The organism is Kaistia sp. UC242_56 (assembly GCF_044452255.1).
Classification (GTDB): domain Bacteria; phylum Pseudomonadota; class Alphaproteobacteria; order Rhizobiales; family Kaistiaceae; genus Kaistia; species Kaistia defluvii_A.
On the sequence record NZ_JBIOAN010000002.1, the window covers coordinates 3,482,288 to 3,506,908 of the forward strand.

General features: G+C 65.3%; 23 protein-coding genes. 15 read left to right on the plus strand and 8 right to left on the minus strand.

Features of this window, described 5'->3' with window-relative positions; translation table 11 throughout:
- The first annotated feature begins 42 nt into the window (after positions 1 to 42).
- Positions 43 to 1,305, plus strand: a complete 1,263-nt coding sequence (locus tag ACHMWQ_RS19255) for an arsenic transporter (RefSeq protein ID WP_396308697.1) — start codon at positions 43 to 45, stop codon at positions 1,303 to 1,305.
- A gap of 15 nt (positions 1,306 to 1,320) precedes the next feature.
- Here ACHMWQ_RS19255 and ttcA read toward each other — a convergent pair whose 3' ends face one another.
- The 5 genes from ttcA to ACHMWQ_RS19280 form a co-directional block, all read right to left on the minus strand.
- Entirely contained in the window at positions 1,321 to 2,118 is a 798-nt protein-coding gene (gene ttcA / locus ACHMWQ_RS19260) for a tRNA 2-thiocytidine(32) synthetase TtcA (RefSeq protein ID WP_396309485.1), read from the minus strand.
- Positions 2,119 to 2,273: 155 nt separating this feature from the next.
- The gene (locus ACHMWQ_RS19265; RefSeq protein ID WP_396308698.1) at positions 2,274 to 3,167 is read right to left on the minus strand and encodes a DMT family transporter; all 894 of its coding nucleotides are present in this window, start codon (positions 3,165 to 3,167) and stop codon (positions 2,274 to 2,276) included.
- Positions 3,168 to 3,305: 138 nt separating this feature from the next.
- Positions 3,306 to 3,923: a 30S ribosomal protein S4 gene (rpsD, locus tag ACHMWQ_RS19270; protein ID WP_266329449.1), complete on the minus strand. Its 618-nt coding sequence runs from the start codon at positions 3,921 to 3,923 to the stop codon at positions 3,306 to 3,308.
- Positions 3,924 to 4,114: 191 nt separating this feature from the next.
- The gene (locus tag ACHMWQ_RS19275; protein ID WP_396308699.1) at positions 4,115 to 4,891 is read right to left on the minus strand and encodes an SDR family NAD(P)-dependent oxidoreductase; all 777 of its coding nucleotides are present in this window, start codon (positions 4,889 to 4,891) and stop codon (positions 4,115 to 4,117) included.
- Between the two features lie 76 nt (positions 4,892 to 4,967).
- Positions 4,968 to 5,963, minus strand: coding sequence for a Gfo/Idh/MocA family protein (locus tag ACHMWQ_RS19280; RefSeq protein ID WP_396309486.1), 996 nt, complete (start codon positions 5,961 to 5,963; stop codon positions 4,968 to 4,970).
- A 166-nt stretch (positions 5,964 to 6,129) separates the two neighbouring features.
- Here ACHMWQ_RS19280 and ACHMWQ_RS19285 point away from each other — a divergent pair, with 166 nt between their 5' ends.
- On the plus strand, positions 6,130 to 7,131 hold the full coding sequence (locus ACHMWQ_RS19285; RefSeq protein ID WP_396308700.1) for an LLM class flavin-dependent oxidoreductase: 1,002 nt from the start codon (positions 6,130 to 6,132) through the stop codon (positions 7,129 to 7,131).
- A gap of 30 nt (positions 7,132 to 7,161) precedes the next feature.
- Here the strand turns inward: ACHMWQ_RS19285 and murI are convergent, their stop codons facing one another.
- Entirely contained in the window at positions 7,162 to 7,959 is a 798-nt protein-coding gene (gene murI, locus ACHMWQ_RS19290; protein WP_396308701.1) for a glutamate racemase, read from the minus strand.
- Complete coding sequence (locus tag ACHMWQ_RS19295; RefSeq protein ID WP_396308702.1) at positions 7,956 to 8,765, minus strand: RNA methyltransferase; 810 nt, start codon at positions 8,763 to 8,765, stop codon at positions 7,956 to 7,958. The genes murI and ACHMWQ_RS19295 overlap by 4 nt, the downstream gene beginning before the upstream one ends.
- Before the next feature lie 143 nt (positions 8,766 to 8,908).
- Between ACHMWQ_RS19295 and ACHMWQ_RS19300 the strand changes: the two genes are divergently transcribed.
- From ACHMWQ_RS19300 to ACHMWQ_RS19340, 9 genes are all read left to right on the plus strand, one after another.
- Positions 8,909 to 9,472 carry an HdeD family acid-resistance protein gene (locus tag ACHMWQ_RS19300; RefSeq protein WP_354550258.1) on the plus strand — a complete coding sequence of 188 codons (564 nt, stop codon included), beginning with the start codon at positions 8,909 to 8,911 and terminating at the stop codon, positions 9,470 to 9,472.
- Positions 9,469 to 10,359 carry a glycosyltransferase family 2 protein gene (locus tag ACHMWQ_RS19305; RefSeq protein WP_396308703.1) on the plus strand — a complete coding sequence of 297 codons (891 nt, stop codon included), beginning with the start codon at positions 9,469 to 9,471 and terminating at the stop codon, positions 10,357 to 10,359. Before ACHMWQ_RS19300 ends, ACHMWQ_RS19305 begins: the two co-directional genes overlap by 4 nt.
- Before the next feature lie 63 nt (positions 10,360 to 10,422).
- Entirely contained in the window at positions 10,423 to 11,637 is a 1,215-nt protein-coding gene (locus tag ACHMWQ_RS19310; RefSeq protein ID WP_396308704.1) for a glycosyltransferase family 2 protein, read from the plus strand.
- A gap of 440 nt (positions 11,638 to 12,077) precedes the next feature.
- Positions 12,078 to 13,391, plus strand: coding sequence for a glycosyltransferase family 2 protein (locus ACHMWQ_RS19315; protein WP_396308705.1), 1,314 nt, complete (start codon positions 12,078 to 12,080; stop codon positions 13,389 to 13,391).
- A 183-nt stretch (positions 13,392 to 13,574) separates the two neighbouring features.
- A complete protein-coding gene (locus tag ACHMWQ_RS19320) occupies positions 13,575 to 14,786 on the plus strand; it encodes an NADP-dependent isocitrate dehydrogenase (protein WP_396308706.1) in 1,212 nt (403 codons plus the stop codon).
- 798 nt (positions 14,787 to 15,584) lie between these two features.
- Complete coding sequence (locus tag ACHMWQ_RS19325; protein WP_396308707.1) at positions 15,585 to 16,646, plus strand: ABC transporter ATP-binding protein; 1,062 nt, start codon at positions 15,585 to 15,587, stop codon at positions 16,644 to 16,646.
- 85 nt (positions 16,647 to 16,731) lie between these two features.
- Positions 16,732 to 18,048: an ABC transporter substrate-binding protein gene (locus ACHMWQ_RS19330; protein WP_396308708.1), complete on the plus strand. Its 1,317-nt coding sequence runs from the start codon at positions 16,732 to 16,734 to the stop codon at positions 18,046 to 18,048.
- A gap of 116 nt (positions 18,049 to 18,164) precedes the next feature.
- Positions 18,165 to 19,052 (plus strand): carbohydrate ABC transporter permease, encoded by an 888-nt coding sequence (locus tag ACHMWQ_RS19335; protein WP_396309487.1) that lies wholly within the window; start codon positions 18,165 to 18,167, stop codon positions 19,050 to 19,052.
- Between the two features lie 10 nt (positions 19,053 to 19,062).
- The gene (locus ACHMWQ_RS19340; RefSeq protein WP_396308709.1) at positions 19,063 to 19,959 is read left to right on the plus strand and encodes a carbohydrate ABC transporter permease; all 897 of its coding nucleotides are present in this window, start codon (positions 19,063 to 19,065) and stop codon (positions 19,957 to 19,959) included.
- A 68-nt stretch (positions 19,960 to 20,027) separates the two neighbouring features.
- Here the strand turns inward: ACHMWQ_RS19340 and ACHMWQ_RS19345 are convergent, their stop codons facing one another.
- A complete protein-coding gene (locus ACHMWQ_RS19345) occupies positions 20,028 to 20,939 on the minus strand; it encodes an AraC family transcriptional regulator N-terminal domain-containing protein (RefSeq protein WP_396308710.1) in 912 nt (303 codons plus the stop codon).
- Between the two features lie 155 nt (positions 20,940 to 21,094).
- Here ACHMWQ_RS19345 and ACHMWQ_RS19350 point away from each other — a divergent pair, with 155 nt between their 5' ends.
- From ACHMWQ_RS19350 to ACHMWQ_RS19365, 4 genes are all read left to right on the plus strand, one after another.
- The gene (locus ACHMWQ_RS19350) at positions 21,095 to 21,931 is read left to right on the plus strand and encodes an oxidoreductase (RefSeq protein ID WP_396308711.1); all 837 of its coding nucleotides are present in this window, start codon (positions 21,095 to 21,097) and stop codon (positions 21,929 to 21,931) included.
- Between the two features lie 104 nt (positions 21,932 to 22,035).
- Positions 22,036 to 23,058: an aldo/keto reductase gene (locus ACHMWQ_RS19355; RefSeq protein ID WP_396308712.1), complete on the plus strand. Its 1,023-nt coding sequence runs from the start codon at positions 22,036 to 22,038 to the stop codon at positions 23,056 to 23,058.
- Positions 23,059 to 23,096: 38 nt separating this feature from the next.
- Positions 23,097 to 23,807, plus strand: a complete 711-nt coding sequence (locus tag ACHMWQ_RS19360; RefSeq protein ID WP_396308713.1) for a hypothetical protein — start codon at positions 23,097 to 23,099, stop codon at positions 23,805 to 23,807.
- 75 nt (positions 23,808 to 23,882) lie between these two features.
- Positions 23,883 to 24,611 (plus strand): SDR family oxidoreductase, encoded by a 729-nt coding sequence (locus ACHMWQ_RS19365; protein WP_396308714.1) that lies wholly within the window; start codon positions 23,883 to 23,885, stop codon positions 24,609 to 24,611.
- Positions 24,612 to 24,621 lie beyond the last annotated feature (10 nt).

The following is a 24,621-nucleotide window of genomic DNA, read 5'->3' on the forward strand; positions in this document are numbered from 1 at the left end:
GAAGCCGCCTCCCGCCAACCGTTTCCCCGCCAAGCACGAGACATGACCATGGGTGCGCCCGTCGCCATCTGGAGCATTGCCGCCATCGCTCTCGGGGGCGTCCTGGTGCGTCCGTGGAACCTGCCGGAGGCGATCTGGGCGTTTGGCGGCGCTGCCCTGCTCGTGCTGCTCGGGCTGATGCCGCTTTCGGCCGCGCTCGAAGGCATCGGCCGCGGCAGCGACGTCTATCTCTTCCTGATCGGCATGATGCTTCTGGCCGAGCTGGCGCGCAAGGAAGGGCTGTTCGACTGGCTGGCGACGCTGGCGGTCCGCCACGCGCGCGGCTCGGGCACGCGCCTGTTCTGGCTGATCTATGTCGTCGGCATCGTCGTCACGGTGTTCCTGTCGAACGACGCCACCGCCGTGGTGCTGACGCCGGCCGTCTATGCGGCCGCCCGCGCCGCCGACGCCGAGCCGCTGCCCTACTTGTTCATCTGCGCCTTCATCGCCAATGCCGCGAGCTTCGTGCTGCCGATCTCCAACCCGGCCAATCTGGTGATCTTCGGCAGCCAGATGCCGCCGCTGACCACCTGGCTCGCTACCTTCACCCTGCCCTCGATCGCGGCGATCGGCCTGACCTATCTGATGCTGCGGCTGACGCTGCGCCGGTCCATTCGGGACCGGCTGAGGACGGACATCCCGCCCGTCGTCCTGACCTTCGGCGGCAAGCTTGCGGCCGGCGGCATCGCCGCGACGGCGCTGGTACTGCTGGTCGCCTCCGCGCTCGACTGGCAGCTCGGCCTGCCGACCTTCATCGCGGGAACGCTGACCGCCGCCGGGATCCTGCTCGGCAGCCGGCAATCCCCCTGGCCGGTGCTGCGGGACATTTCCTGGGGCGTGCTGCCGCTGGTGGCCGGCCTGTTCGTTCTGGTCGAGGCGCTGCAGTTGACCGGCGTCATCGACGCGCTGGCGCGCTTGGCCCAGCAATCGGCGGCGCATTCGATCGGCTGGGCCGCGACGGGCGCCGGCATCATCGTCGCCATCGCCAGCAATCTGCTCAACAACCTGCCGACCGGTCTGATCGCCGGTGCGACCATCGAGGCAGCGCAGCTGCCGCATTCGGTCACCAGCGCCGTGCTGGTCGGCGTCGATCTCGGACCCAACCTGTCGATCACCGGCTCGCTGGCGACGATCCTCTGGCTGGTCGCACTGCGCCGCGAGGGTCAGCGCGTCGGCGCCTGGACCTTCCTGAAGCTCGGCATTCTGGTCATGCCGCCGGCCCTGATCGGCGCGCTGCTGGCGCTCTGGCTGACGACGGCGGGATAGGCGCGCGGCTTTCGCCTACCGCTTGCCGACCAGGCTTTCGAAGTCGAACAGGTTGCGGTCGAGCAGGTGGGACGGGTTCGCCTTGCCGAGCGCCCGCAGCATGATCTCCTTGCGGCCGGGCGTCTGCTTTTCCCAGTCGGCCAGCATCTGCTTGACGACATTGCGCTGCAGGCCCTCCTGCGAACCGCAGAGGTCGCAGGGAATGATCGGAAACTGCATCGCCGTAGCGAAGCGTGCAATGTCATCCTCGGCCGCATAGGCGAGCGGCCGCAGCACCAGCCGGTCGCCCTCCTCGTTCAGCAGCTTCGGCGGCATGGAGGCGAGCTTGCCGCCATGGAAGAGGTTCAGGAAGAACGTCTCGAGGATGTCCTCGCGGTGATGGCCGAGCACCACGGCCTGGCACCCCTCCTCCCGCGCGATCCGGTAGAGATGGCCGCGCCGCAGCCTGGAGCAGAGCGCGCAATAGGTCTTGCCGGGCTCGATCTTGGAGGTGACGATCGAATAGGTGTCCTGCCGCTCGATCCGGTGCGGCACGCCGAGTTCGGTCAGGTAATTGGGCAGGATCTCGGCCGGAAAGCCCGGCTGCGCCTGGTCGAGATTGCAGGCGAGCAGGTCGACCGGCAGCATGCCGCGCCATTTCAGATCGAGCAGCAGCGCCAGCAGCGTATAGCTGTCCTTGCCGCCGGAGAGGCAGACCAGCCAGCGGTCGCCCGGCCGCACCATGGCGAAATCGTCCAGCGCCTGCCGCACCTGCCGGATCAGCCGCTTGCGCAGCTTGCCGAACTCGACGCTGTCCGGCCCCTTGCGGAACATCGGATGGCACGCGTCGCTGCTCTCCGCCTCCAGCGGGTCCGAGGCCGCGATGCGGCGGGCGATGTCGAGCAGTTCGGTCATGGTGTGTGGGTTCCGGCTGTTGCCGCCTTGATGCCGCTTCGCGAGCCGCCCGGCAAGCCCAAACGCCCGCGAGCCTATCGCCGGCGGGTGAGATTCACGATGACGACGCCGCCGATCGCCATGGCGCCGCCGAGCAGGCTGATGAGCGAGGGCACTTCGCCGAGCCACAGATAGCCGATCAGCGTCGCGGTCGGGGCGATGCAATAGAGGAAGTTGGAGGCGCGCGAGGCCGGGAAGCGCTTCAGCGCGATCGCCCAGGTCAGGTAGCCGACGACGGTGGGCAGCACGACGAGATAGGCGATCGACCAGAGGACCGCGGGCGGCGCCAGTTTCAGCGCGGCCAGCGTGTCGGGGATCGCCGGGGTTAACGGAAGGCTACCAAGAAGGAGCACCCAGGCGGTAACAGCCAGCGCCGGCATGCGCGCCAAAAGCGGCTTCTGCAGGATGGTCGAGACCGAGGTGCAAAGCGCCGCGCCGAGGATCAGCAGCGCCCCGATATTCAGCCCGAGCCCGTCGCCGCTGCCATAGGCGATCAGCCCGACGCCCAGGAACGACACCAGCGTGCCGACCCAGCCACCCAGGCCGAAGCGCTCGCCGAGCAGCGGCATGGCGATCAGCGCCACGATGATCGGGTTAATCTGGATGATGAACGAGGCCGGACCCGCCGCGATCGTCTGCTCGCCGGTGTTGAGCAGCACCGCATAGGCGGCGATGAACAGCACGCCAATGACGATCAGGCGCAGGAAATCCCGGAGCGATGGCAGCGGCGGCCGGGCGATGAGCAGATAGAGGCCGGCCGGAACGGCGGCGGCGAGATAGCGCGCGGCGGCCAGTTCGACCGGCGTCAGCGCGGTCAACCCGACACGGATGGCCGCGAAAGCCGATGCCCAGCCGATGATCGTCGTGGCAATGGCCGCGAAACCCACGAGATCGCCGCCGCGCCGCTTCTCGATCCCGATTTCGGTCATGTCGCACCCTTTTGGCCGGATGTTTCCTTGATACGCCGCCCAACCGCCAATCCGAAGGTCGGAAATGCCGGCAAAGGCGGCGAAAAAGAAAAGGCCGCCCGAAGGCGGCCTTTTCCAGAACTCGATAACGCTGACGGATCAGCGCGAATAGAATTCGACGACCAGGTTCGGTTCCATGTGAACCGGATACGGCACGTCGGCCAGAGCCGGCACGCGCGAGAACTTGGCGCTCATCTTGTGATGATCGACTTCGATGTAGTCGGGAACGTCACGCTCGGCGAGCTGGGTCGCCTCGAGGACGATCGTCAGCTGACGCGAAGCTTCCTTGACCTCGATCACATCGCCGACCTTCGCCTGGAAGGACGGAATGTTGACGCGGCGGCCGTTGACCTTGATGTGACCGTGCGAGATGAACTGGCGCGCGGCGAACACGGTCGGGACGAACTTGGCGCGATAGACGATCGCGTCCAGACGGCACTCGAGGAGGCCGATCAGGTTCTCCGACGAATCGCCCTTGCGACGGGTCGCATCGGCATAGATCTTCCGGAACTGCTTCTCGGAGATGTTGCCGTAGTAGCCCTTGAGCTTCTGCTTGGCGCGGAGCTGGGTACCGTAATCGGAAACCTTGCCCTTGCGGCGCTGGCCATGCTGGCCGGGGCCGTATTCGCGCTTGTTGACCGGAGACTTGGGACGACCCCAGAGGTTTTCGCCAAGACGGCGGTCAATCTTGTGTTTAGACGAAGCACGCTTCGACATCGCATATCCCTTGGATACGAGTTACAGGGACACGTGCCCTCCTCTGCCGGTCTTTTGGGCCGGCCGACAGGAAACGAAGAACGTTTCCGCGGGTGCGTGAAATACCACGCCGGCCCGAACGAGCCGACGCGATGGGCCGGGGTGTAGAGGAGAAGCCCGGATGAGTCAAATGCCGGAGACGGTTCGCCGCCTCAGGTAGCCGACATCAGCAAGCCGCCTTCAACCCGCAGCGCCGCGCCATTCGTGGCTGCGCCGAGCGGGCTCGCGACATAGGCGACCAGCGCGGCGATCTCCTTGGGATCGATCATCCGCTGCAGCAGCGACGACGACCGATACTGCCGGAAGAATTCCTTCTCCAGTTCCGCCTCGCTGCCGGGATTGCCCGGGAAGACGGAACGCAGGAAATCGCCGATTCCTGCCGAACGCGTCGGCCCCGGCAGCACGGAATTGACCGTCACGGCAGTACCCTTGGTGAGCTCGGCCAGGCCGCGCGCCACGGAGAGCTGCGCCGTCTTGGTCATGCCGTAGTGGATCATGTCCGGCGGCACCTGCAGCGCCGATTCGCTGGAGACGAAGATGATGCGGCCCCAGTTGCGCTCCAGCATGGCCGGGAAATAGTGCCGCGCCAACCGGATGCCGGAGAGCACGTTGACGTCGAAGAAACGCAGCCAGTCCGCGTCGGTGATCTCGGCGAAGGGCTTCACTTCGTAGATGCCGAGATTGTTGACGAGAATGTCGACCGAGGGTACGGCACTGGTCAGCGCGGCGGCGCCTTCGGCCGTGGCGGGATCGGCGACAATGCCGCGCGCCGCGCCAATCTCCTGAACGGTCCTCTCGACCGACTCGGCCGAACGGCCGCTGACGATGACGGCCGCGCCTTCCTCGGCCAGGGTCCTGGCAATCGCCAGCCCGATGCCGCCGGTAGAGCCGGTCACCAGAGCCGTCTTGTTCGACAGTTGAAGGTCCATTGCAATCTCCTGATGGTTGCGGCCACGCCGCGTCTAGAAGCTAGGGAAAGGCTTGAGAGTGAACGAGTCCGGCCCTTCAGGCCGGAACGCGACGGATGTCCGCTTCCCACTCGGTCAGCATCTCCATGATCTCGATCGAGTCCGCCGGCCTCGGCGACGGCCGGTCCGCGACCTTCGCATCGGCGGCAAGACTGCGCTCGACCATGCGTACCTGGTGCAGGAAAGCGTCCGCATCGCTGTCGACCTGGACTTCCTCGACCGTTCCATCGAAGCCGGTGAAGAGCAGCCGGCTGGTGCCAGCCTGCGGCAGCCAGGGATTGTCGAGGAAGCGTAGGCTGCCTTTGTCGCCCACGACGATGAATTCCGGATGCATGCCATAGGTATCGGCAGTCTGGACGGTCGCCAGAATGCCGTTGCCGAAACAAACCGCCAGCGCCGCCTCGCTCACATTGCCGTCATGGGCAGAGATCGAGCCGGTACCGGTCTGGCGCCGATCCCGGAAAGCGCCCTCGCCGGCCACGGTCTGCACCGCGAGTTGCAGCAGCGAGACCGGATAGCAGCCGAGATTGTACAGCGTGCCCCGCCCTTGCGGATTGACGACCTGCCAGATGTCGGCCGCGTAGCTGGCGTGGATCGACTTCACGGTCCCGAGCCTGCCATCCCTCAGGATATCGACGAAACGCGCGATCAGCGGATGGGCGAGATACATCAGTCCCTCGACGAAGAAGACGTCGTTCGCCGCCACCGCATCGACCAACGCGCGGCTCTTCTCCATGTCGATCGAGAGCGACTTTTCGCTGAGGACCGCCTTGCCGGCCGCCGCCGCCTCGGCGACGAAGCCGTGGTGCAGATGGTTCGGCAGGCCGACATAGACGATGTCGACGGCCGGATCCGCGAGCAGACCGGCGACATCGCCATAGGCGCGGTTCCCGCCGAAGCGGGCGCGGAATTCTTCGGTGCGGGCGACTTCGCGCCCGGCAACGGCGGCAAGCCGAGACCCCGGGCTCTCGCCGATCGCCGCCGCAACGGTATCGGAGATGAACCCCGTGCCCAGAATGCCCCAACCGATCATCGCCACGTCCCTTGCCTGCCTGCCGTGCCTTCAGCGTCGCACAGAGGCCGCGAAAAGGGGCATAGATTTATGTACCGATCAATACAAAAATTTTCGCCCCGCGACCTTCCCGATCCGGCCGCGGCTTCCCACATGGGAGTCCACATTTGCCCCACCGGACCGATCCATGCCCCAGCCATCCCCCATTCCGCTCTCCGTCCTCGACCTCGCACCGGTTCGCCAGAACGGGACCGTCACCGCGGCGCTGAACAACTCGCTCGATCTCGCGCGCCATGTCGAAAAGCTCGGCTACAATCGCTTCTGGGTGGCCGAGCACCACAACATGCCCGGCATCGCCAGTTCGGCGACGTCGGTGCTGATCGGCTATCTCGCCGGCGGCACGTCGACGATCCGCGTCGGGTCCGGCGGCGTGATGCTGCCCAACCATGCGCCGCTCGTCATTGCCGAGCAGTTCGGCACGCTGGAAGCGCTCTATCCCGGCCGCATCGATCTCGGTCTCGGCCGCGCGCCGGGTAGCGACCCGATGACGATGCGGGCGCTCCGCCGCGACATGACGGACGACGACAACGCGTTTCCGCAGAATGTGCAGGAACTCCTGGCGCTGCTCGCGCCCGCCGCCGAGGGCCAGAAGCTGCGCGCCGTTCCTGGCGAAGGCTCCAACGTGCCTGTCTGGCTGCTCGGATCCTCGACCTTCAGCGCCCAACTCGCCGCGCTGCTTGGCCTGCCCTTCTCCTTCGCCAGCCATTTCGCGCCGCAGCGGCTGATGGAGGCGCTGGAGACCTACCGCCACTTCTTCCGCCCGTCCGAATATCTGGCGAAGCCCTATGTGATGGTCGGGCTGCCGGTCATCGCGGCCGAAACCGACGAGGAAGCGAACTACCAGGTGACGACGCAGTACCAGCGCCTGGTCAATCTCGTGCGCGGCCAGCCGACGGTACTGATGCCGCCGGTCGACAGCATGGAAGGCCGCTGGGAGCCACGCGAAGAAGCCTATGTCCGCTCACACCTCGGTGTGGCGATCATCGGCGGCCCGGAAACGGTGAAGCAGAAGCTCGCGGCCGTGCTCGAGCAGACCGGGGCCGACGAGTTGATTGTCACGACGGATTTCTACGATCCGGCCGACCGCAAGCGTTCCTTCGAGATCCTGATGGACGCGCATCGCGGCTAAGCGACCGGGCGCGGCAGGCCCGCGCCCGTTTCAGTCCAGGACGGCGCCGGTGAGGCCGAACTGCGCCAGAAGGCGCAATTGGGCGGGCGCCCAGGCCTTGCCGGAGGTCAAGAACGCCTGCCCCTCCGCCATCGGGACGTCCGACGGCTCGGCCGGCAACGACAGGACCGATAGAACTCGGCGCGCGATCGCCTCGGCGGGGTCGATCCAGGTGACCGGCCAGGGCGCCACGGCCTCCAGCCTATCGATCAGAAAGGGATAATGCGTGCAGGCGAGCACGATCGTGTCGGTTCGCCGGCCCTCGACCTCGATGAAGGCCGGCTCGATCTCGGTGCGAAGGGCGGCATCGTCGACGGGATCGCCGCGCATCACCGCTTCCGCCAGCGGCGCCAGCTCCGACGAGCCAACCAGCCGGACATGGCAATCCCGAGCAAAGCTGCGGATCAGTTCGCGCGTATAGTCGCGCTTCATCGTTCCCGGTGTCGCCAGCACGCCGACGACATGGCTGCCGGAACGCTCGGCCGCCGGTTTGATCGCGGGCACCGTGCCGATGAAGGGGATCGCATGCAGCGCCCGCAGCGGCGGCAGCACCAGCGTCGAGGCCGTATTGCAAGCGATCACCACCGCATCCGGCCGAAAGCGCTCGATCAACCGCCCCATCAGCGCGACGATATGATCGGAAAGCGGACCGGCCTCCCAGTCGCCATAGGGAAAGGCGGCATCGTCCGCGACATAGGTGATATCGGCGGACGGCAATGGGCGCCGGATCTCGCGCAGAACCGAGAGGCCGCCAATGCCCGAATCGAAGACCAGCAGCCTGGCGGTCAATCCTCGGCCTCGCGGCTCGTGGTTTCCGTGCCATCGGCGCGACGGCGCGGCCGGGTCGGCCGGTTTTCCAGCGCCGCGACGACGCCGCGCAGCGTGCGGATATCGGCCTCGGTGAACTGCGCCTTCTGCAGCATGGCGCGCAGGGTCTGCACGACAACAGGCCGCTTCTCGAGCGGGCGGAAGAATGTGACCGCGTCGAGCGCGCCTTCCAGATGCTCGAACAGGCCGATCAGTTCCTGCTTGGTCGCCGGCCGGCTATCGTTCGGCGTGGTGAAGCGAAGCCCCGCCTCCTCCGTCTCGAGCCCGCTGCGCCGCCATTCATAAGCGAGGATCAGCACCGCCTGGGCGATGTTGAGCGAGGCGAATTGCGGATCGATCGGCAGCGTCACGATCTCGTCGGCCAGCGAGATCTCCTCATTGGTGAGACCGATGCGCTCGCGCCCGAACAGAATGCCGGTCTTCACGCCGCCGGTCATATGCCCGCGCATGATGCCGGCCGCGGCGGCGGGGCCGCGTACCGTCTTGGCAAGCTCGCGCGAGCGGGCCGTGGTCGCGACGAGATAGCCGAGATCGGCGACAGCTTCCTCCACCGTCTGGAACAGGCGGATGCGGTCGAAGACATGGTCGGCCCGGCTGGCGGCGCGGCGCGCGGTCTCGCTCGGCCAGCCGTCGCGCGGATTGACGATGCGCAGATCGCGCAGACCGAAATTCGCCATGGCGCGCGCGGCCGTGCCGATGTTCTCGCCAAGCTGCGGTTCGACGAGAATGACGGCAGGCCCGTCGACGAGAAGTTCAGAAGCGACCATTGCGTCCGTGCATCATGTTGATTTCGCCCTCTCCTAGCCCATAGAGAGCTCTCACGCTATATTTGCACTGCGCAAAGCAGGTTGCAGGGCTCAACCGAGTCGCAACCTTGGCAACACGGACGGTTCATGGGGAGGACGCGAAAATGGCCGCAGATCTGACAGCCGGTAAGAGCTTCTCGACAAGCGTTCGAGAAAAGTGGGGCTGGTTCCTGTTTCTCGGCATCGTGTTCGTGATTGGCGGCATTTGCGCCATCGCGATGCCGCTGATCTCCAGCGTCACCGTCACGATCTTCCTCGCCGTCGTCCTGGTCATCGCCGGCGCGGTCCAGATCTTCCAGTCTTTCAGCGTCCAGGGCTGGGGCGGCTTCCTGTGGCAGCTGGTAGTCGGCATCGTGGTGCTGATCGGCGGCATCGCGATCTACATGTCGCCCGTCGTCGGCAGCGTCGCGCTCACCCTGATCATCGCTTCCGTCTTCATGGCCAAGGGCATCTTCCAGATCGCCCTGTCGATGCGCGTCCGGCCGATGGATGGCTGGGGCTGGATCCTGGCCGCCGGCATCATCGCCTTCCTGGCCGGCCTGTTCATCCTGCTGCAGTATCCGTTCTCGGGCCTCTGGGTCCCCGGCACGCTGGCGGGCATCTCGCTGCTCTTCACGGGCTGGAGCTACATCGCGCTGGCCCTGGCCGCGCGACGCATCATTGCATGAACGAGACCGAGTGGCGCCGGATCTACGGCGTGAGCGGCGGCGAAAAGCTGCCGCTCGTCACGATCATCGCGATCAACTGGAACTACGCCGCCTATCTGCTGACGGCGCTCCGATCCGCGGTGGCGCAAGACTACCCGGCGCTGGAAATCATCGTCCTCGACAATGGCTCCGAGGACGACAGCCCGGCCCTGATCAGGACCTTCGTCGAGCAGAATCCGCAGGTACGCTTCATCCAACTGGCGCAGAACATCGGCCAGCTCGGCGCCGCGCACCACATTTTGACGCAGCATCCCGTCTCCGGCGATTACGCGTCCTTCCTCGACACCGACGATTTCCTGTTTCCGCATTTCATCAGCCACCACATTCGCGCGCATCTGCTGCTGAATAACGGCGCCGACGTCTCGACGGGTGACACGCTGCAGGTCGACCGGCACGGCACAATTGTCGCCGGCAACATGCCGCATTGGTGGAAGGAACTGGGCGTGGACCGGCCGGGTTGGGTCGACACCGCGGTCACAACGCATCAAGACGCGCCACAACGGCTTTCCGTGACTCTGATCCCGCCGACGCAGCGGCGCTGGTGCTGGTATCCGGGAACCTCGATCGTCTACCGCCGGCCGAAAATCGAGCGCCTGATGCGGGCAATCCGCGATCCGATCGAGGTCAAGTTCGCGCTCGACGCCTCGGCTGCCCCCTTCTGTCACACGGAAGGCGGGAGCATCATGCTGAACGAGCCGCTGTCCGGCTATCGGATCCACGGCAGGAATTCGAGCGTGACCGCACCCCAATTGCAGCATTTCGATTCCGGGCGCGCTTCGTTCGAGAAGGGAAACAAGCGGCAGGAACGCTGGTTCCGCAAGAACTTCCGGAAGCAGCGGACGGCATGACGGCCGCATTGCGGTGCGACAGCCGATCCGCACCCAACACGATCGCTCTGGATGGGAAACGCCATGGATAGATCCGATTTCTCCATCCAGGACCGTGGCGAGGCGACCCTGGCCCCTCCCGGCGCCATCCGGCTGCCTCTGGTCTCCTTCGTGCTCACGCGCCAGCCCGGCGACGATTTCGCCCGGGTCATCGAAGCGATGCGGATGCAGACCTATCCCCGTTTCGAAGCAATTCTCGTAGACGCCGGCGCCACCGCCTCCAGTCGCACAACCCTTGAGCACCTGATCGACGGTGATCCGCGCTTCAAGACGGTGTCCGTTGATACGGATCCGGGGCGGTTCAGCCGGGCGTCTCTTGGTCTTGCGGCTGCCGACGGAGAGTTCGTCACGTTTCTCGAGGCGACGGAAATTCCACTGCCGAGCTTCACCGCCGTCCATATCCAGGCTCATCTCGCGAGCCGTCATAACGTCGCCTTCACCGCCTCGTCGATCTCAACGGACGAACCCGCACGCGGCGGCTTGCCACCCGCATCCCCGGCGCCCGCGCCAGCCGCTGCGTGGCTGCAGCCGGAAACGCCGGTCCTGCGGCTTTCCTGCCTCGCCGACGACGCCTTCGCGGATCTCGCCTCGCGCACGACGCTGATCGAGCCGCCAAGGCTGGGCTGGTCGGCCTCTCCCGACGCGGCCCAGATGTATCGGCGCTTCATCATCGATCTGCTGGATCCAGGCGCCGGCGCGTCGACGGAACAGCCATCCTCGCCTGCCGCGCTATATGCGCCCCTCTGCCAGTTGCTGGGCGGGTCGGCCGGGATCGGGATGCCGCTTTCGAGACGGTTGCCAGGTGCCGTTCCCGAGCCAACCGACGAGGACTTGGCCGGGGGACCTGTCGCCGACCACCGGCTCAGGCTCCGGGTCTGGGCCGCCAATGGTTCGGACTTTGCCCGCCGCATTGGCGCGCAACGCTATTGGGACGGCTTGACCCTGTTGCTTGGCGGCCTGCCGCCGGGATCCGGCGAAGTGCCAAGCCCCTCACAAATCGCGGAGCGTACCGACGGCCTGCTGCCGTTGCTTGTCCGCGCCTTTGGTGAGAGGCGGGCCATTCACCGATTGGACAGCCAACTGCCTCGCCCCGCCGTGCTGGCGATCCTCCGGAAGCACCACGGAGCCGGCCTGCCGCTGCGTGTGCACTTCGCGCTTCACACCACGGTCCTGCGACAGATGAACGAGAGGCTCCGCCAGCATCTTCGCGCCCGCAAGGCGAAGCGCCGCCAAAGCTAGCAAGGGGGCAGATCTCGCGCGCGCTGAGGCCTTCCCTGTCGCAGGACGCCCCGGAGGAATCTGGCGCGTGGGGATCCGCACCCCACCGCAGCAAGACATGTCACGGCAATTAAACTGGACCAATCGAACCCGCTCGATTCGCCGCGCGAAGCGGCGCGAATACATCCTGTCCTCTGCTGAATCGACATCGTCGTAGCGTCCCATGCAGTCTACCGACACCGATATGCTTTCCAGTGTTGTGATCCTGCCTCAGCGGCAGCCTTTTCAACGGCTATTTTGGACGAATTCCAAACCAGTCATTGCGCACCGACGAGCATGTTAATACCAGTACAACTCATTCGCAGGTTTGGCCGTGGCAAGCTCATGAGGCCGAGGCAAACCGATCAATCGAACGGGGATGAGCACCTCGAAAGGGCGCAATTCGAGCCATGTTGGACCGCTTGGACGATTCCGGATCATCGGAACTGCCAGCATCGAGCCGCGCCAACCTCGGCGAGGAGCTGACGATTGGCGGCGTCGCGACATCCCGGCTGGCAGCTTTCGGAGACGTACAGCTTCCCAAAGTGTCCTTCATCGTCCGCAACTGGAATTACGGCCGGTACATTGGCCGCACGATCGATTCCATCCGCGCCCAGGACTATCCGAACTTCGAAGTCGTGATCGTCGACAACGCCTCGACGGATGAGAGCCACGAGGTCATCGAAAAGCACGTCGCAGCGGACCCGCGCTTTCGCGTCGTCCATTCCGACGTCAATCTCGGCCCATTGGGAGGCGCCCTGCGCGGCCTGGAACTGGTGACAGGCGACTTCGTCACGTTCGTCGACTCCGATGACACGCTGCTGTCGAACTTTGCCTCGGTTCATATCCAGGCGCATCTGGCGAGCCGGCTCAACGTGGCCTTCACGTCCAGTTCCACCCTGGAGACGGGACCGGATGGCGCAATCGTCAACGGGCGGCGCAATACCGCTGGCACACGACCAGAAGTGACATCCGCTGGGCTGCGCCCGGCCGAGATCGTGCCTCGCCTTCGCTCGATCGACGACGAAACTTACGGAGTCCTCCACCGGAACACGCGCCTGCTTCAGCCCGTGCCGATGGAGTGGCCATGGTCCCCCGGCACGGCGAACATGTACCGCCGCTTCATCCTCACCATGCTCGCGCCGGCGTGCCAAGCGTGCGACCTCCCGAAGCTCTCGGCGGACGGGCACTATAACCGTCTCGCCCATCTTCTCGGCGGCTCGATGGTCATCGATCTTCCGCTTTCGACCTACCGCATCCATGGCAGCAATTTCGCGGCCTCGACGCCGAGTCTCGCCCATCTGGGCAGCGACGCTGGCCCGGCAACGCAATACAAATCCATCCGCATGCGGGAGGGCGTCCGGGTTCTCGTCGCCAACGCAGCGGACTTCTCGGTACGGATCGGCGAAAAGCGGTACTGGAACGCGCTGGCGGCCCTGTTCCAGTGGGGCGGCCTCGCGACGGCGCGCGACCTCGCAGACTGGAACCGCGACCAGTTCTTCAACGAGCAGGTCCGGCAGCTTGCCGCAACATTCGGGGAACGCCGGGCCATTCGCAAGCTGGCGACGTTCATTCCAAAACCCTTGCTGCGAGAGGGCGTCGAAGCGCTTCATGGCGGCAAATGGCCGGTCCATGCGCATATCGAACTGCATCTGAGCGCGCCGCGTCGCCTGCACGCCCGGATCAAGCGTGCCATCGGCAAACGACGCCGGATGCTGCCGTCGCACGTCTCCTGACGCAGCCCCGCCGACGCTGTCGAATCCCCGCGCCGCGGCAACATTCTCCTGCCCGCGCGCCTTTGCGCGTTTTGAGTGCGATGCTATAGGGGAGCCCGCACCATCCTCGGCGCTGCCTTGCCGCCCGCGACCTCCTTCCGCCGGCAAGCCGAGCCGTCCAACCCCGAAGCGAGGTTCTCATCCATGGCGAAGATCAAGGTAGCCAATCCCGTCGTTGAGCTCGACGGCGACGAGATGACCCGGATCATCTGGCAGAACATCAAGGACAAGCTGATCCACCCCTACCTCGATCTCGACCTCCAGTATTTCGACCTGGGCATCGAGCATCGCGACGCCACCAACGACAAGGTGACGGTCGAGGCCGCCGAGGCGATCAAGAAGGTCGGCGTCGGCGTCAAGTGCGCCACCATCACGCCGGACGAAGCCCGCGTGAAGGAATTCAACCTCAAGGAAATGTGGAAGTCGCCGAACGGCACCATCCGCAACATCCTCGGCGGCGTGATCTTCCGCGAGCCGATCATCTGCCAGAACGTGCCCCGCCTGGTGCCCGGCTGGACCCAGCCGATCATCGTCGGCCGTCATGCCTTTGGCGACCAGTACAAGGCGACCGACTTCCTTGTCCCCGGCAAGGGCCGCATGACGATCAAGTTCGAGGGCGAAGACGGCACCGTCATCGAGAAGGAAGTCTTCAAGTTCCCGGGCGCGGGCGTCGCCATGGCGATGTACAACCTCGACGAATCGATCCGCGAGTTCGCCCGCGCCTCGCTGAACTACGGCCTGATGCGCAAGTATCCGGTTTATCTCTCGACCAAGAACACCATCCTCAAGGCCTATGACGGCCGCTTCAAGGACCTGTTCCAGGAAGTGTTCGACGCCGAATTCGCAGCCGAGTTCAAGGCAGCCGGCATCACCTACGAGCATCGGCTGATCGACGACATGGTCGCCTCCGCCCTGAAGTGGTCCGGCGGCTATGTGTGGGCGTGCAAGAACTATGACGGCGACGTCCAGTCCGACACGGTCGCGCAGGGCTTCGGCTCGCTCGGCCTGATGACCTCCGTGCTGCTGACGCCCGACGGCAAGACCGTCGAAGCGGAAGCCGCCCACGGCACTGTGACGCGCCACTATCGCCAGCACCAGCAGGGCAAGGAGACGTCGACCAACTCGATCGCGTCGATCTTCGCCTGGACCCGCGGCCTCGCGCATCGCGCCAAGCTCGACGACAACGCCGAACTGGCGAAGTTCGCGCTGACGCTCGAGAAGGTCTGCGTCGATACGGTCGAAGCCGGCGACATGACCAAGGATCTGGCGCTGCTCGTCGGCCCGGATCAGAAGTGGCTGTCGACGACGGGCTTCCTCGACAAGGTCAGCGAGAACCTGACCAAGGCGATGGCATAAGCCTCACCCTTCTCAATCGACACAGGAAACGGCGCGGGCTCATCCCCGCGCCGTTTGCGTTTTCTGGCATCGCGCAGCCTCGCCCCAACTCCCGCTGCGCTGGCAGCCCCATCCAGTCTCCGGCAGGCCCGCCAAGCGCTTCCCCAGCGGTCAGGATTCCGATTACGGAAAGGGAAAATGCATTTGAAGCTATACAGTAAATACTATCGATAATTTGCCAGTATCTATGGATTAAGTTACGGCCAATAATCATATTGTTGCATCGCAACAAATACACAGACTCGGACCTTCTTGGGAAATACACCCAACAGTCGGTTGACCCCGCCGGATAAGTTTTCATAGGATCAATAGAGAGGCGCCACGGAGCGCATTTCACAGACAGAGGGAGAAGCTGTCTTTGATCATCGGGTCGAATTCCCACTACCTTTCGTGCGACGAATGAGACGGTCGCTGGCACGGCGAAGCGCGAAGCTTCTGGCTGTTGGCGGGGCGATCGACAGAATGTGTGCCGCAACGCCCCCTCGCCCTCTGGCTGGCCGCTTCGGCCGCGCTCCGGCGCACTCGGCCCCGTGAGGGACATAGCGGGCGCAAAGGGCGACAGGCGCCGGGAGCCTTGCAGGCCCCCTTTCCGGCGGCATCCGCAGGTCCGTCACAGGGCGTGACCGGGCCCTCCTATGCGGAGCCAACGCGTCCTGCGGGACACACGCCGTCGGCGCCCGGGACCAAGGCGGGCTTCGAACCATCCCCGCCCAAATTCAGCCCAAGGCGGCACAACCATAAAATTCCGGGAGGACGTGCATGGCGTCAGTAGAATTCGTAAATGTGAAGAAGTCCTTCGGTGCTCAGCCCATCATCCGGGGCGTCGATGTCCGGATCGATGATGGCGAGTTCGTCATCCTGGTCGGCCCGTCCGGATGCGGCAAGTCGACTCTGCTGCGGATGCTGGCGGGGCTGGAAAACATCACCGCGGGCGAGATCCGCATCGGCGACAAGGTCGTGAATCGCGTGCCGCCGAAGGAACGCGACATTGCCATGGTGTTCCAGAACTATGCGCTCTATCCGCATATGACGGTTGCCGACAACATGGCGTTCTCGCTCACGCTGAAGGGCGCCAGCAAGGCCACGATCGACGAGCGCGTCCGCCCCGCCGCCGAGATCCTCGGATTGACCCATCTGCTCGAACGCTACCCGCGCCAGCTCTCGGGCGGCCAGCGCCAGCGCGTCGCCATGGGCCGGGCCATCGTCCGGGACCCCCAGGTGTTCCTGTTCGATGAACCGCTTTCCAATCTCGACGCCAAGCTGCGCGTCGCCATGCGGGCCGAAATCAAGGAACTGCACCAGCGCCTGAAGACGACGACCGTCTATGTGACGCACGACCAGATCGAGGCCATGACTATGGCCGACAAGATCGTCGTCATGCAGGATGGCCGCGTCGAGCAGATCGGCGCGCCGCTCGAGCTCTATGATCGGCCGGTCAATCTGTTTGTCGCCGGTTTCATCGGCTCGCCCTCGATGAACATGATCAAGGGACGCCTCGATCCGAACGACCCGCGCCGCTTCTTCGCCACCGATGGAACCGTGCTCCCCGTTGACCGGGAGATCGAGGCCGCCAAGGGCCAGGATCTCGTCTATGGCCTGCGGCCGGAGGCCATGCGGCTCGACCCCGCCGGCATCCCCGCGACCGTTCTGGTCACCGAACCCACCGGCTCGGAAACGCAGATCATCGCCAAGCTCGCCGGAACGGATGTCACCTGCGTGTTCCGCGAGCGCGTGCCCGCCAAGCCGGGCGAGACGCTGAACATCGGCATCGACACGGCTTCGACGCACATCTTCAACGCCGCCACGGGACTTCGCCTCTAGGAGAGTCCCAAGATCCGCGCCGCTTCGGGACGGCGTTGCCTGCCTAGCAGGCAAATCCCGCAAAAGCAGGAGGAGGAGGAACCCCATGACTTTGAACCGACGCCATTTTCTGACCACATCCGCCGGACTCGTCGCCGCCACGGGCCTCGGCGGCTTCGGTATCAGCCCGGCATTCGCCCAGGCCGCTGCGCCGACCTACAAGCCGGAGGAAGGCGCGTCGCTGCGGCTGTTGCGCTGGGTCCCGTTCGTTCCGGGCGAAGAAGCCGCCTGGCTCGCCAACACCAAAAAGTTCACCGACGCCACCGGCGTCCCGGTGCGCATCGACAAGGAAAGCTGGGAAGACGTCCGCCCGAAGGCTGCCGTCGCGGCCAATATCGGCTCGGGTCCGGACATGGTGATGAGCTGGTTCGACGACCCGCAGCAATATCCCGACAAGCTGGTCGACCTGACGGAACTCGGCGAATATCTGGGCAGCGCCAATGGCGGCTGGTATCCGGGCCTCGAGGGCTATGCCAAGCGCGACGGCAAGTTCATTGCCCTGCCGCTCTGCGCCATCGGCAACGCCATCGTCTATCGCGACAGCCACATGAAGGCGGCCGGCTTCAACGAATTCCCGAAGGATACGGCCGGCTTCCTCGAACTCTGCAAGGCCCTGCAGGCGAAGGGCACGCCGGCGGGCTTCCCGCATGGCAAGGCGGTGGGCGACGGCAACAACTATGCGCATTGGCTGCTGTGGAGCCATGGCGGCAAGATGGTCGATGAGGGGGGCAATGTCGTCCTCAACAGCCCGGAGACGCTGGCTTCGGTCAAATATGCGCAGGAGCTCTACAAGACCTTCATCCCGGGCACGGAAAGCTGGCAGGACGTCAACAACAACCGCGCCTTCCTGGCCGGCCAGGTGTCGCTGACCGCCAACGGCGTCTCGGTCTATTACGCCGCCCTCAAGGATCCTTCGATGAAGGAGATTGCCGAGGACATGCGTTCGGTCAATTTGCCGATCGGCCCGGTCGGTGAATCCGTCGAGCTGCACCAGGCCTCGACCCTCTCGGTCTTCAAGCACACGAAGTACCCGGAAGCCGCCAAGGCCTATCTGCAGTTCATGTACCAGCCGGACAACATGAACAGCTGGATCGAAGGCGCCAGCGCCTATTGCTGCCAGCCGCTCAAGGCCTTTGCCGACAACCCCGTCTGGACCAGCAATCCGATCCATGCGGCCTATGCGAAGGCATCGGGCTCGCTGCGTCCCAATGGCTATGCCGGCCCGCTCGGCACCGCCTCGGCCGCGACGATGGCCGACTATGTGCTGGTCGACATGTACGCGACCGCCGTCACCGGCCAGATGTCGCCGGAAGACGCCATCGCCCAGGCCGAGCGCCGGGCCCAGCGCTACTACCGCGTCTAGTCGACGCCCTCCTTTCCCGCCGCGCAAGCGGCGGGAAACACCCTGATTCCTTGCTGGGCGCGGAGATGTCCATGAGTGCCTACCCCACCCAAAAGCCGCCATCGCGCATCGCGGAAATGTTCCAGAGCCGGAATGCGATGGGACTGATGTTCATGCTGCCGGCCGCGGCGTTCCTGATCTGCTTCCTGACCTATCCGCTCGGCCTCGGCGTCTGGCTTGGTTTCACCGATGCGAAGATCGGCCGCGACGGCGTCTTCATCGGCCTGGAGAACTATCGATATCTCTGGCACGACCCGGTTTTCTGGACCTCCGTCTTCAACACGGTCGTCTACACCTTCGTCGCCTCGGTCCTCAAATTCGCGCTCGGCCTCTGGCTGGCGATGATCCTGAACGAGAACCTGCCGTTCAAATCCTTCTTTCGCGCTCTCGTGCTTCTGCCCTGGGTCGTGCCGACGGTTCTTTCCGCGCTCGCCTTCTGGTGGATCTTCGACGCGCAGTTTTCGATCATCTCCTGGTCGCTGATGCAGATCGGCTGGATCGATGGCCCGATCAATTTCCTCGGCGATCCCACCAATGCCCGCATCTCGGTGATCGCGGCCAATGTCTGGCGCGGCATTCCGTTCGTCGCCATCTCGCTGCTGGCCGGCTTGCAGACCATCTCGCCGTCGCTGCAGGAGGCCGCGTCGCTCGACGGCGCCACCAGCTGGCAGCGCTTCCGTCTCGTGACGCTGCCCTTGCTGAGCCCGATCATCGCCGTGGTGATGACCTTCTCGGTCCTGTTCACCTTCACAGACTTCCAGCTGATCTACGTCCTCACCAAGGGCGGCCCGGTCAACGCGACCCACCTCATGGCGACGCTGTCGTTCCAGCGCGGCATCCCCGGCGGGCAGCTTGGCGAGGGTGCGGCGATTGCCGTCGCGATGATCCCCTTCCTGCTCGCAGCAATCCTGTTCAGCTTCTTCGGCCTGCAACGGCGGAAGTGGCAGCAGGGCGGTCAGGACTAGGAGAGAAACCATGGCAATTACCGCACAGAACGACCCGTCCCTCAACGATGACGCGGAGGGCATGAGCTATCTGAACCGCCTGCCCCGCCGGATCGTGACGGTCTATCTCCCGCTCGCCGTCTTCGTCTTCGTCCTGATCTTCCCATTCTACTGGATGGCGATCACGGCGGTGAAGCCCAACCACCAGCTGACCAATTACGAGCAATACAGCCCGTTCTGGGTGGTCGAGCCGACGCTGGACCACATCAAGTACTTGCTGTTCGAAACGTCCTATCCGGGCTGGCTCTGGAACACGATGCTGGTCGCCTTCGGGTCAACGGTCCTCTCCCTCGCAGCGTCCGTCTTCGCGGCCTACGCCATCGAAAGGGTGCGGTTCACCGGGTCGCGGCCGGCGGGGTTGCTGATCTTCCTCGCCTATCTCGTTCCGCCCTCGATCCTGTTCATCCCGCTCGCGGTCATCGTCTTCCAGTTCGGAATCTACGACACCAAGCTGGCGCTGATCTTCACTTACCCGACCTTCCTGATTCCGTTCTGCACCTGGCTGCTGATGGGCTATTTCCGCTCGATTCCCTTCGAGCTTGAGGAGAGCGCCCTGGTCGACGGGGCGACGCGCTGGCAGATCCTGATCAGGGTCATCCTGCCGCTCGCTGTGCCGGGGCTGATCTCGGCCGGCATCTTCGCCTTCACCCTGTCGTGGAACGAATTCATCTACGCGCTGACCTTCATCCAGTCGTCGGAGAACAAGACGATCCCCGTCGGCGTGCTAACGGAACTGGTGCGCGGCGACGTGTTCGAATGGGGAGCGCTGATGGCAGGCGCGCTGTTCGGCTCGCTTCCCGTCGTCATCCTCTATTCGTTCTTCGTCGACTCCTACGTCTCGTCTATGACGGGCGCGGTCAAGGAATAGAGGGCCTTCCAGCCAAGCTCATTGGAAACGGCGCGGGCCCTCCCGCGCCGTTTTTTCGTTGGCCAGGGTCAGACGGGCTGCGACAGGCGCTGCGGATCGAGCGCCGAGAGGTCGCGCAGCCTTGCGGCGTCGCGCGCCGGGGGTTCGCCGAACAGGCGGCTATATTCGCGGCTGAACTGAGACTGGCTCTCATAGCCGACAGCGAAGCCGATGCTGCCGGCGTCGGCGCGCTGCACCAGCAGCAGGCGGCGAGCCTCCTGCAATCGGATCTGCTTCTGGAACTGCAGCGGGCTCATCGAGGTCACGGCCTTGAAATGCCTATGGAACGACGATCCGCTCATGCCGGCGATCTCGGCCAGCGCCTCGACGCGCATCGTCTCGCTGTAATTGTGCTTGATCCAGTCGATGGCGCGGCTGATGCAGGATAGCCGGCTGTCGGAAAGCGCGATCTGCCGCAGCATGCGCCCCTGCGCCCCGGTCAGCAGACGATAGAGGATTTCGCGCTCGATCAGCGGGGATAGAATCGCCAGGTCGCGGGGACGGTCCAACAAACGTAACAGGCGGATGACAGGATCGAGCAATTCCGCGTCGATCGGGCTGACGGCCATGCCGGCCGAGGGCGCGCCATCATCGTCGATGCTCGCCAGTTCGAGCAGCAGCGAAGCCAGCGCGCCGCGGTCGAGACGCATGCTGAAGGCGAGATAGGGCTCGGTGGCGCTGGCATCCAGGATGGCGCCGCTGGCCGGCAGGTCGACCGAGACCACCAGATATTTCGCCGTGTCGTAGATCAGCATCTTGTCGCCGACCATCACCTGCTTGCGGCCCTGGGCCACGACGCAGAACAGCGGCTCGTAGAGCACGCGGGCCGGCCCGGTCTGGGTGCAGGAGCGCAGCAGGGTGACGCGCGGGATAGCCGTCTCGAAACGGGTCGAGACGCAATGCCGTTCGATCAGCGCGCGGAGTTCGTTCATCGCTTCCATGATGGCTCCGATAAGACATCCGGCTTTCGCATCGCGCAAGCGCGGTCGCAACCTGGATCGGCACTCTGAGAGGATCAGGCAAGAAGCTGGTAGCATCCTGGTAACGCTTCGTTACCCCGCGCCCCATCTTGGTCCTGCAATCGAAGGAGTTCGACATGAGCAAGATTTGGTTCGTCACCGGCTCGACGCGCGGCATCGGCGCCGAGATCGTCAAGGCGGCACTCCAGAGCGGCGACAGCGTCGTCGCCACGGGCCGCGACCCCGACAAGATCCGCGCGGCCTTCGCGGCGGATGCCGACCGCGTCCTGGCGCTGGCGCTCGACGTCACCGACCCGGCCGCGATCACCGCCGCCGTCGAAGCCGCCATCGCGAAGTTCGGCCGCATCGACGTGCTGGTCAACAATGCCGGCTATGGCCATCTCGGCCTGTTCGAGGAATCGGCTCCCGAAGACGCCGAGCGCCAGTTCGCGACCAACGTCTTCGGCCTGTTCAACGTCACCCGCGCGGTCCTGCCGGTCATGCGCCAGCAGCGTGCCGGCCATGTCTTCAACATCTCCTCGATCGCCGGCATTCGCGGCGGGCTGGGCGGCTCGCTCTATTGCGCCAGCAAGTTCGCTATCGAGGGCTTCTCGGAATCTTTGGCCCAGGAAGTCGAGCCCTTCGGCATCCATGTGACGGTGGTCGAACCCGGCTTCTTCCGGACCGATTTCCTGGACGAAAGCTCGGTGCGCTTCGGCGCTAAGCCGATCGAGGACTATGCCGAAATCTCGGCCCAGATCCGCGCCGGCTATCGCGATCGCAACCACCAGCAGGCGGGCGACCCGGCCAAGCTCGCGGCCGTGATCGTCGAACTCGCTGCCCGCGAGAAGCCGCTGTTCCGCTATGCCGCCGGCTCCGATTCCGCCGGCGTGTTCGCCACGAAGATCGAGCGGCTGCAATCCGAACTCGAAGCGAGCCGCCCGCTTTCCGCAACCACGGACGGCAGCTTCTAGCCCCGCAAAGGCCTGTGCCCGGCCGGACCGCCCCTGGCGCGTCCGGCCGCCTGCCCTATCTCCCGATCGGCGCCCCGGCGCCCCCACCAGAACGGATCTCACTTATGCGCACCAAGACACTCGGCGGCACCGGACTTCTCGTTTCCGAAATCTGCCTCGGCACCATGACCTTCGGCGGCCGCGGCTTCTGGACGGCGATCGGCCAGCTCGACCAGTCGGTCGCCGACAGCATCGTCGCCCGGGCGCTCGATGCCGGCGTCAACTTCATCGACACGGCCGACGTCTATTCGGAAGGCGTCTCGGAGGAAGTCACCGGCCGCGCCATGGTCAATTCAGGCCGCCAGCGCTCGGACATCGTGCTCGCCACCAAGGCGCTCGGCCAGACCGGCCCCGGCCCGAACGATCGCGGCGCTTCGCGCGGCCACATCATGGACGCCGTCAAGGCGAGCCTGAAGCGGCTCGGCACCGACTATATCGACCTCTACCAGATCCACGGCTTCGATCCGCTGACCCCAATCGAGGAAACCGTGCGGGCGCTCGACGATCTCGTCCGCCAGGGCCATGTCCGCTATGTCGGCGTCTCCAACTGGGCGTCGTGGCAGATCATGAAGGCGTTGGGGATCGCCGATCACAAGGACTGGGCCCGCTTCGCCTCGCTGCAGGCCTATTACACCATCGCCGGCCGCGACCTGGAGCGCGACATTGCGCCGATGCTGCGGGACCAGAAGGTCGGCCTGATGGTCTGGAGCCCGCTCGCCGGCGGCTTCCTGTCCGGCAAGTATGATCGCGACGGCAAGGGACCGGACGGCGCCCGCCGCGCCAGCTTCGACTTCCCGCCGATCAACAAGGACCGCGCCTTCGACGTCATCGACGTGATGCGCGAGATCGGCGACGCCAAGGGTGTCTCGGTCGCCCGCATCGCGCTCGCCTGGCTGCTGCACCAGCCGGTGGTCACCTCGGTGATCATCGGCGCCAAGAGCGTGGAACAGCTGGACGACAATCTCGCCGCGACGAGCGTGACGCTCTCAGCCGAGGAACTGAAGCGCCTCGATGAAGTCAGCGCGCTGCCGGCGGAATATCCCGGCTGGATGATCGAACGCCAGAGCGCCAACCGCCGTCCGGACTGACGCTTGACGGCAGCCGGCCGCCAGGGGATGCAGGGCGGATGAGCGATCTCGTCCGCCTTGCCGCCCGCAACAACGCAGAATGGTGCGACGCCGTGTGCCGCAACTGGGGCCGTCCGGGAGAGTTCCGGCCGAACGTCTGGCTCAACCTGCATCCGGCGCCGCCCTTCTATCCCAATGCCGTCACGCTCACCCCTGACGACGACCGCGGCCAGCGCGCCGCCCTCGACGCGCTCGCAAACGAACTCGGCAACGGCTTCGCGATCAAGGACAGCTTCGCGACGCTCGATCTCGCCCCGCTTGGCTTCGCACCGCTCTTCTCTGCCAGCTGGATCGCCCGCCTGCCCGGCAATCCGGTACCGGCAGGCGACTACAACGGTCTCGACTGGCGGATCGTCTCGACGCCGGAAGCCTTCGACGCCTGGCAGTCCGGGTGGGCGGGCGAGGCCAGCACCCCCTCGCCTTTCGCCGCGTCGCTGCTTCCGGATCCTGCCATCACCTTGGTCGGCGGCTGGCACGGCGACACGATCCTTGCCGGCGCGGCGCTCAACCGCTCCACGAGCGCCATGGGCTGGTCCAATGTCTTCGTCCCGGACGATGAAGCGCGCGAATGCCGCGCAGGAGCGCTCCGTTTCGCGCTCAGCCTCGCGGGAAACCTGCCGCTCCTCGGCTATGAGCGCGGCGAAGCGCTCGCCCAATCCCTCGCGCTGGGCTTCACCGCCTGCGAGCCGCTGACAATCTGGGGACGATGATCCGGAGTGATCAACCCCATGGCCTTTTCCCCGGGGTTCGGGCTAGTTTCGCTCAACAATATCGGGAGGAAATCCATGACTGAATTCAAGGGCAAGCGCATCCTGGTCACCGGCGCCGGCAAGGGCATCGGCCGCGCCACGGCGCTGCTGCTGGCCGAATATGGCGCCACCGTCGTGGCGCTTTCGCGCGATCCGAAGGATCTGGAGACGCTGGCGGCCGAGATCGGCTGCGAGACCTATGCCGTCGACCTCGCCGACCCGGTCGCGACGCGCGAGGCGGCCCGCGCGGCCCAGCCGATCGACCTGCTGGTCAATTGCGCCGGCACCACCACGCTGGAGCCGTTCCTCGAAGCCAAGGTCGAGAGCTTCCAGCATCTCTACAACGTCAACGTGATCGCCGCGGCGGTCGTGGCCCAGGAAACCGCGCGCAGCATGATCGAGCGCGGCGTGAAGGGCGCGATCGTCAACGTCTCCTCGCTCTCGTCCTGGATCGGCTTCGAGGATCACGCCGCCTATTGCGCCTCCAAGGGCGGGCTCGACGGGCTGACCACGGTGATGGCCAACGAGCTCGGCCGCAAGGGCATCCGCGTCAATGCCGTCAATCCCTGCGTGACGCTGACCCCGATGGCGGTCAAGGCCTGGAGCGACCCGGCCAAGGCCGACCCGATGCTGGCGCGCATCCCGCTTGGCCGGTTCATCGAGCCGCGCGAAGTCGCCGAGACGATCGCCTATCTGCTCTCCGACCGCGCCTCGATGATCAATGGCGTGGCGCTGCCGGTCGATGGCGGATTCCTGGTCAACTGACGATACGACC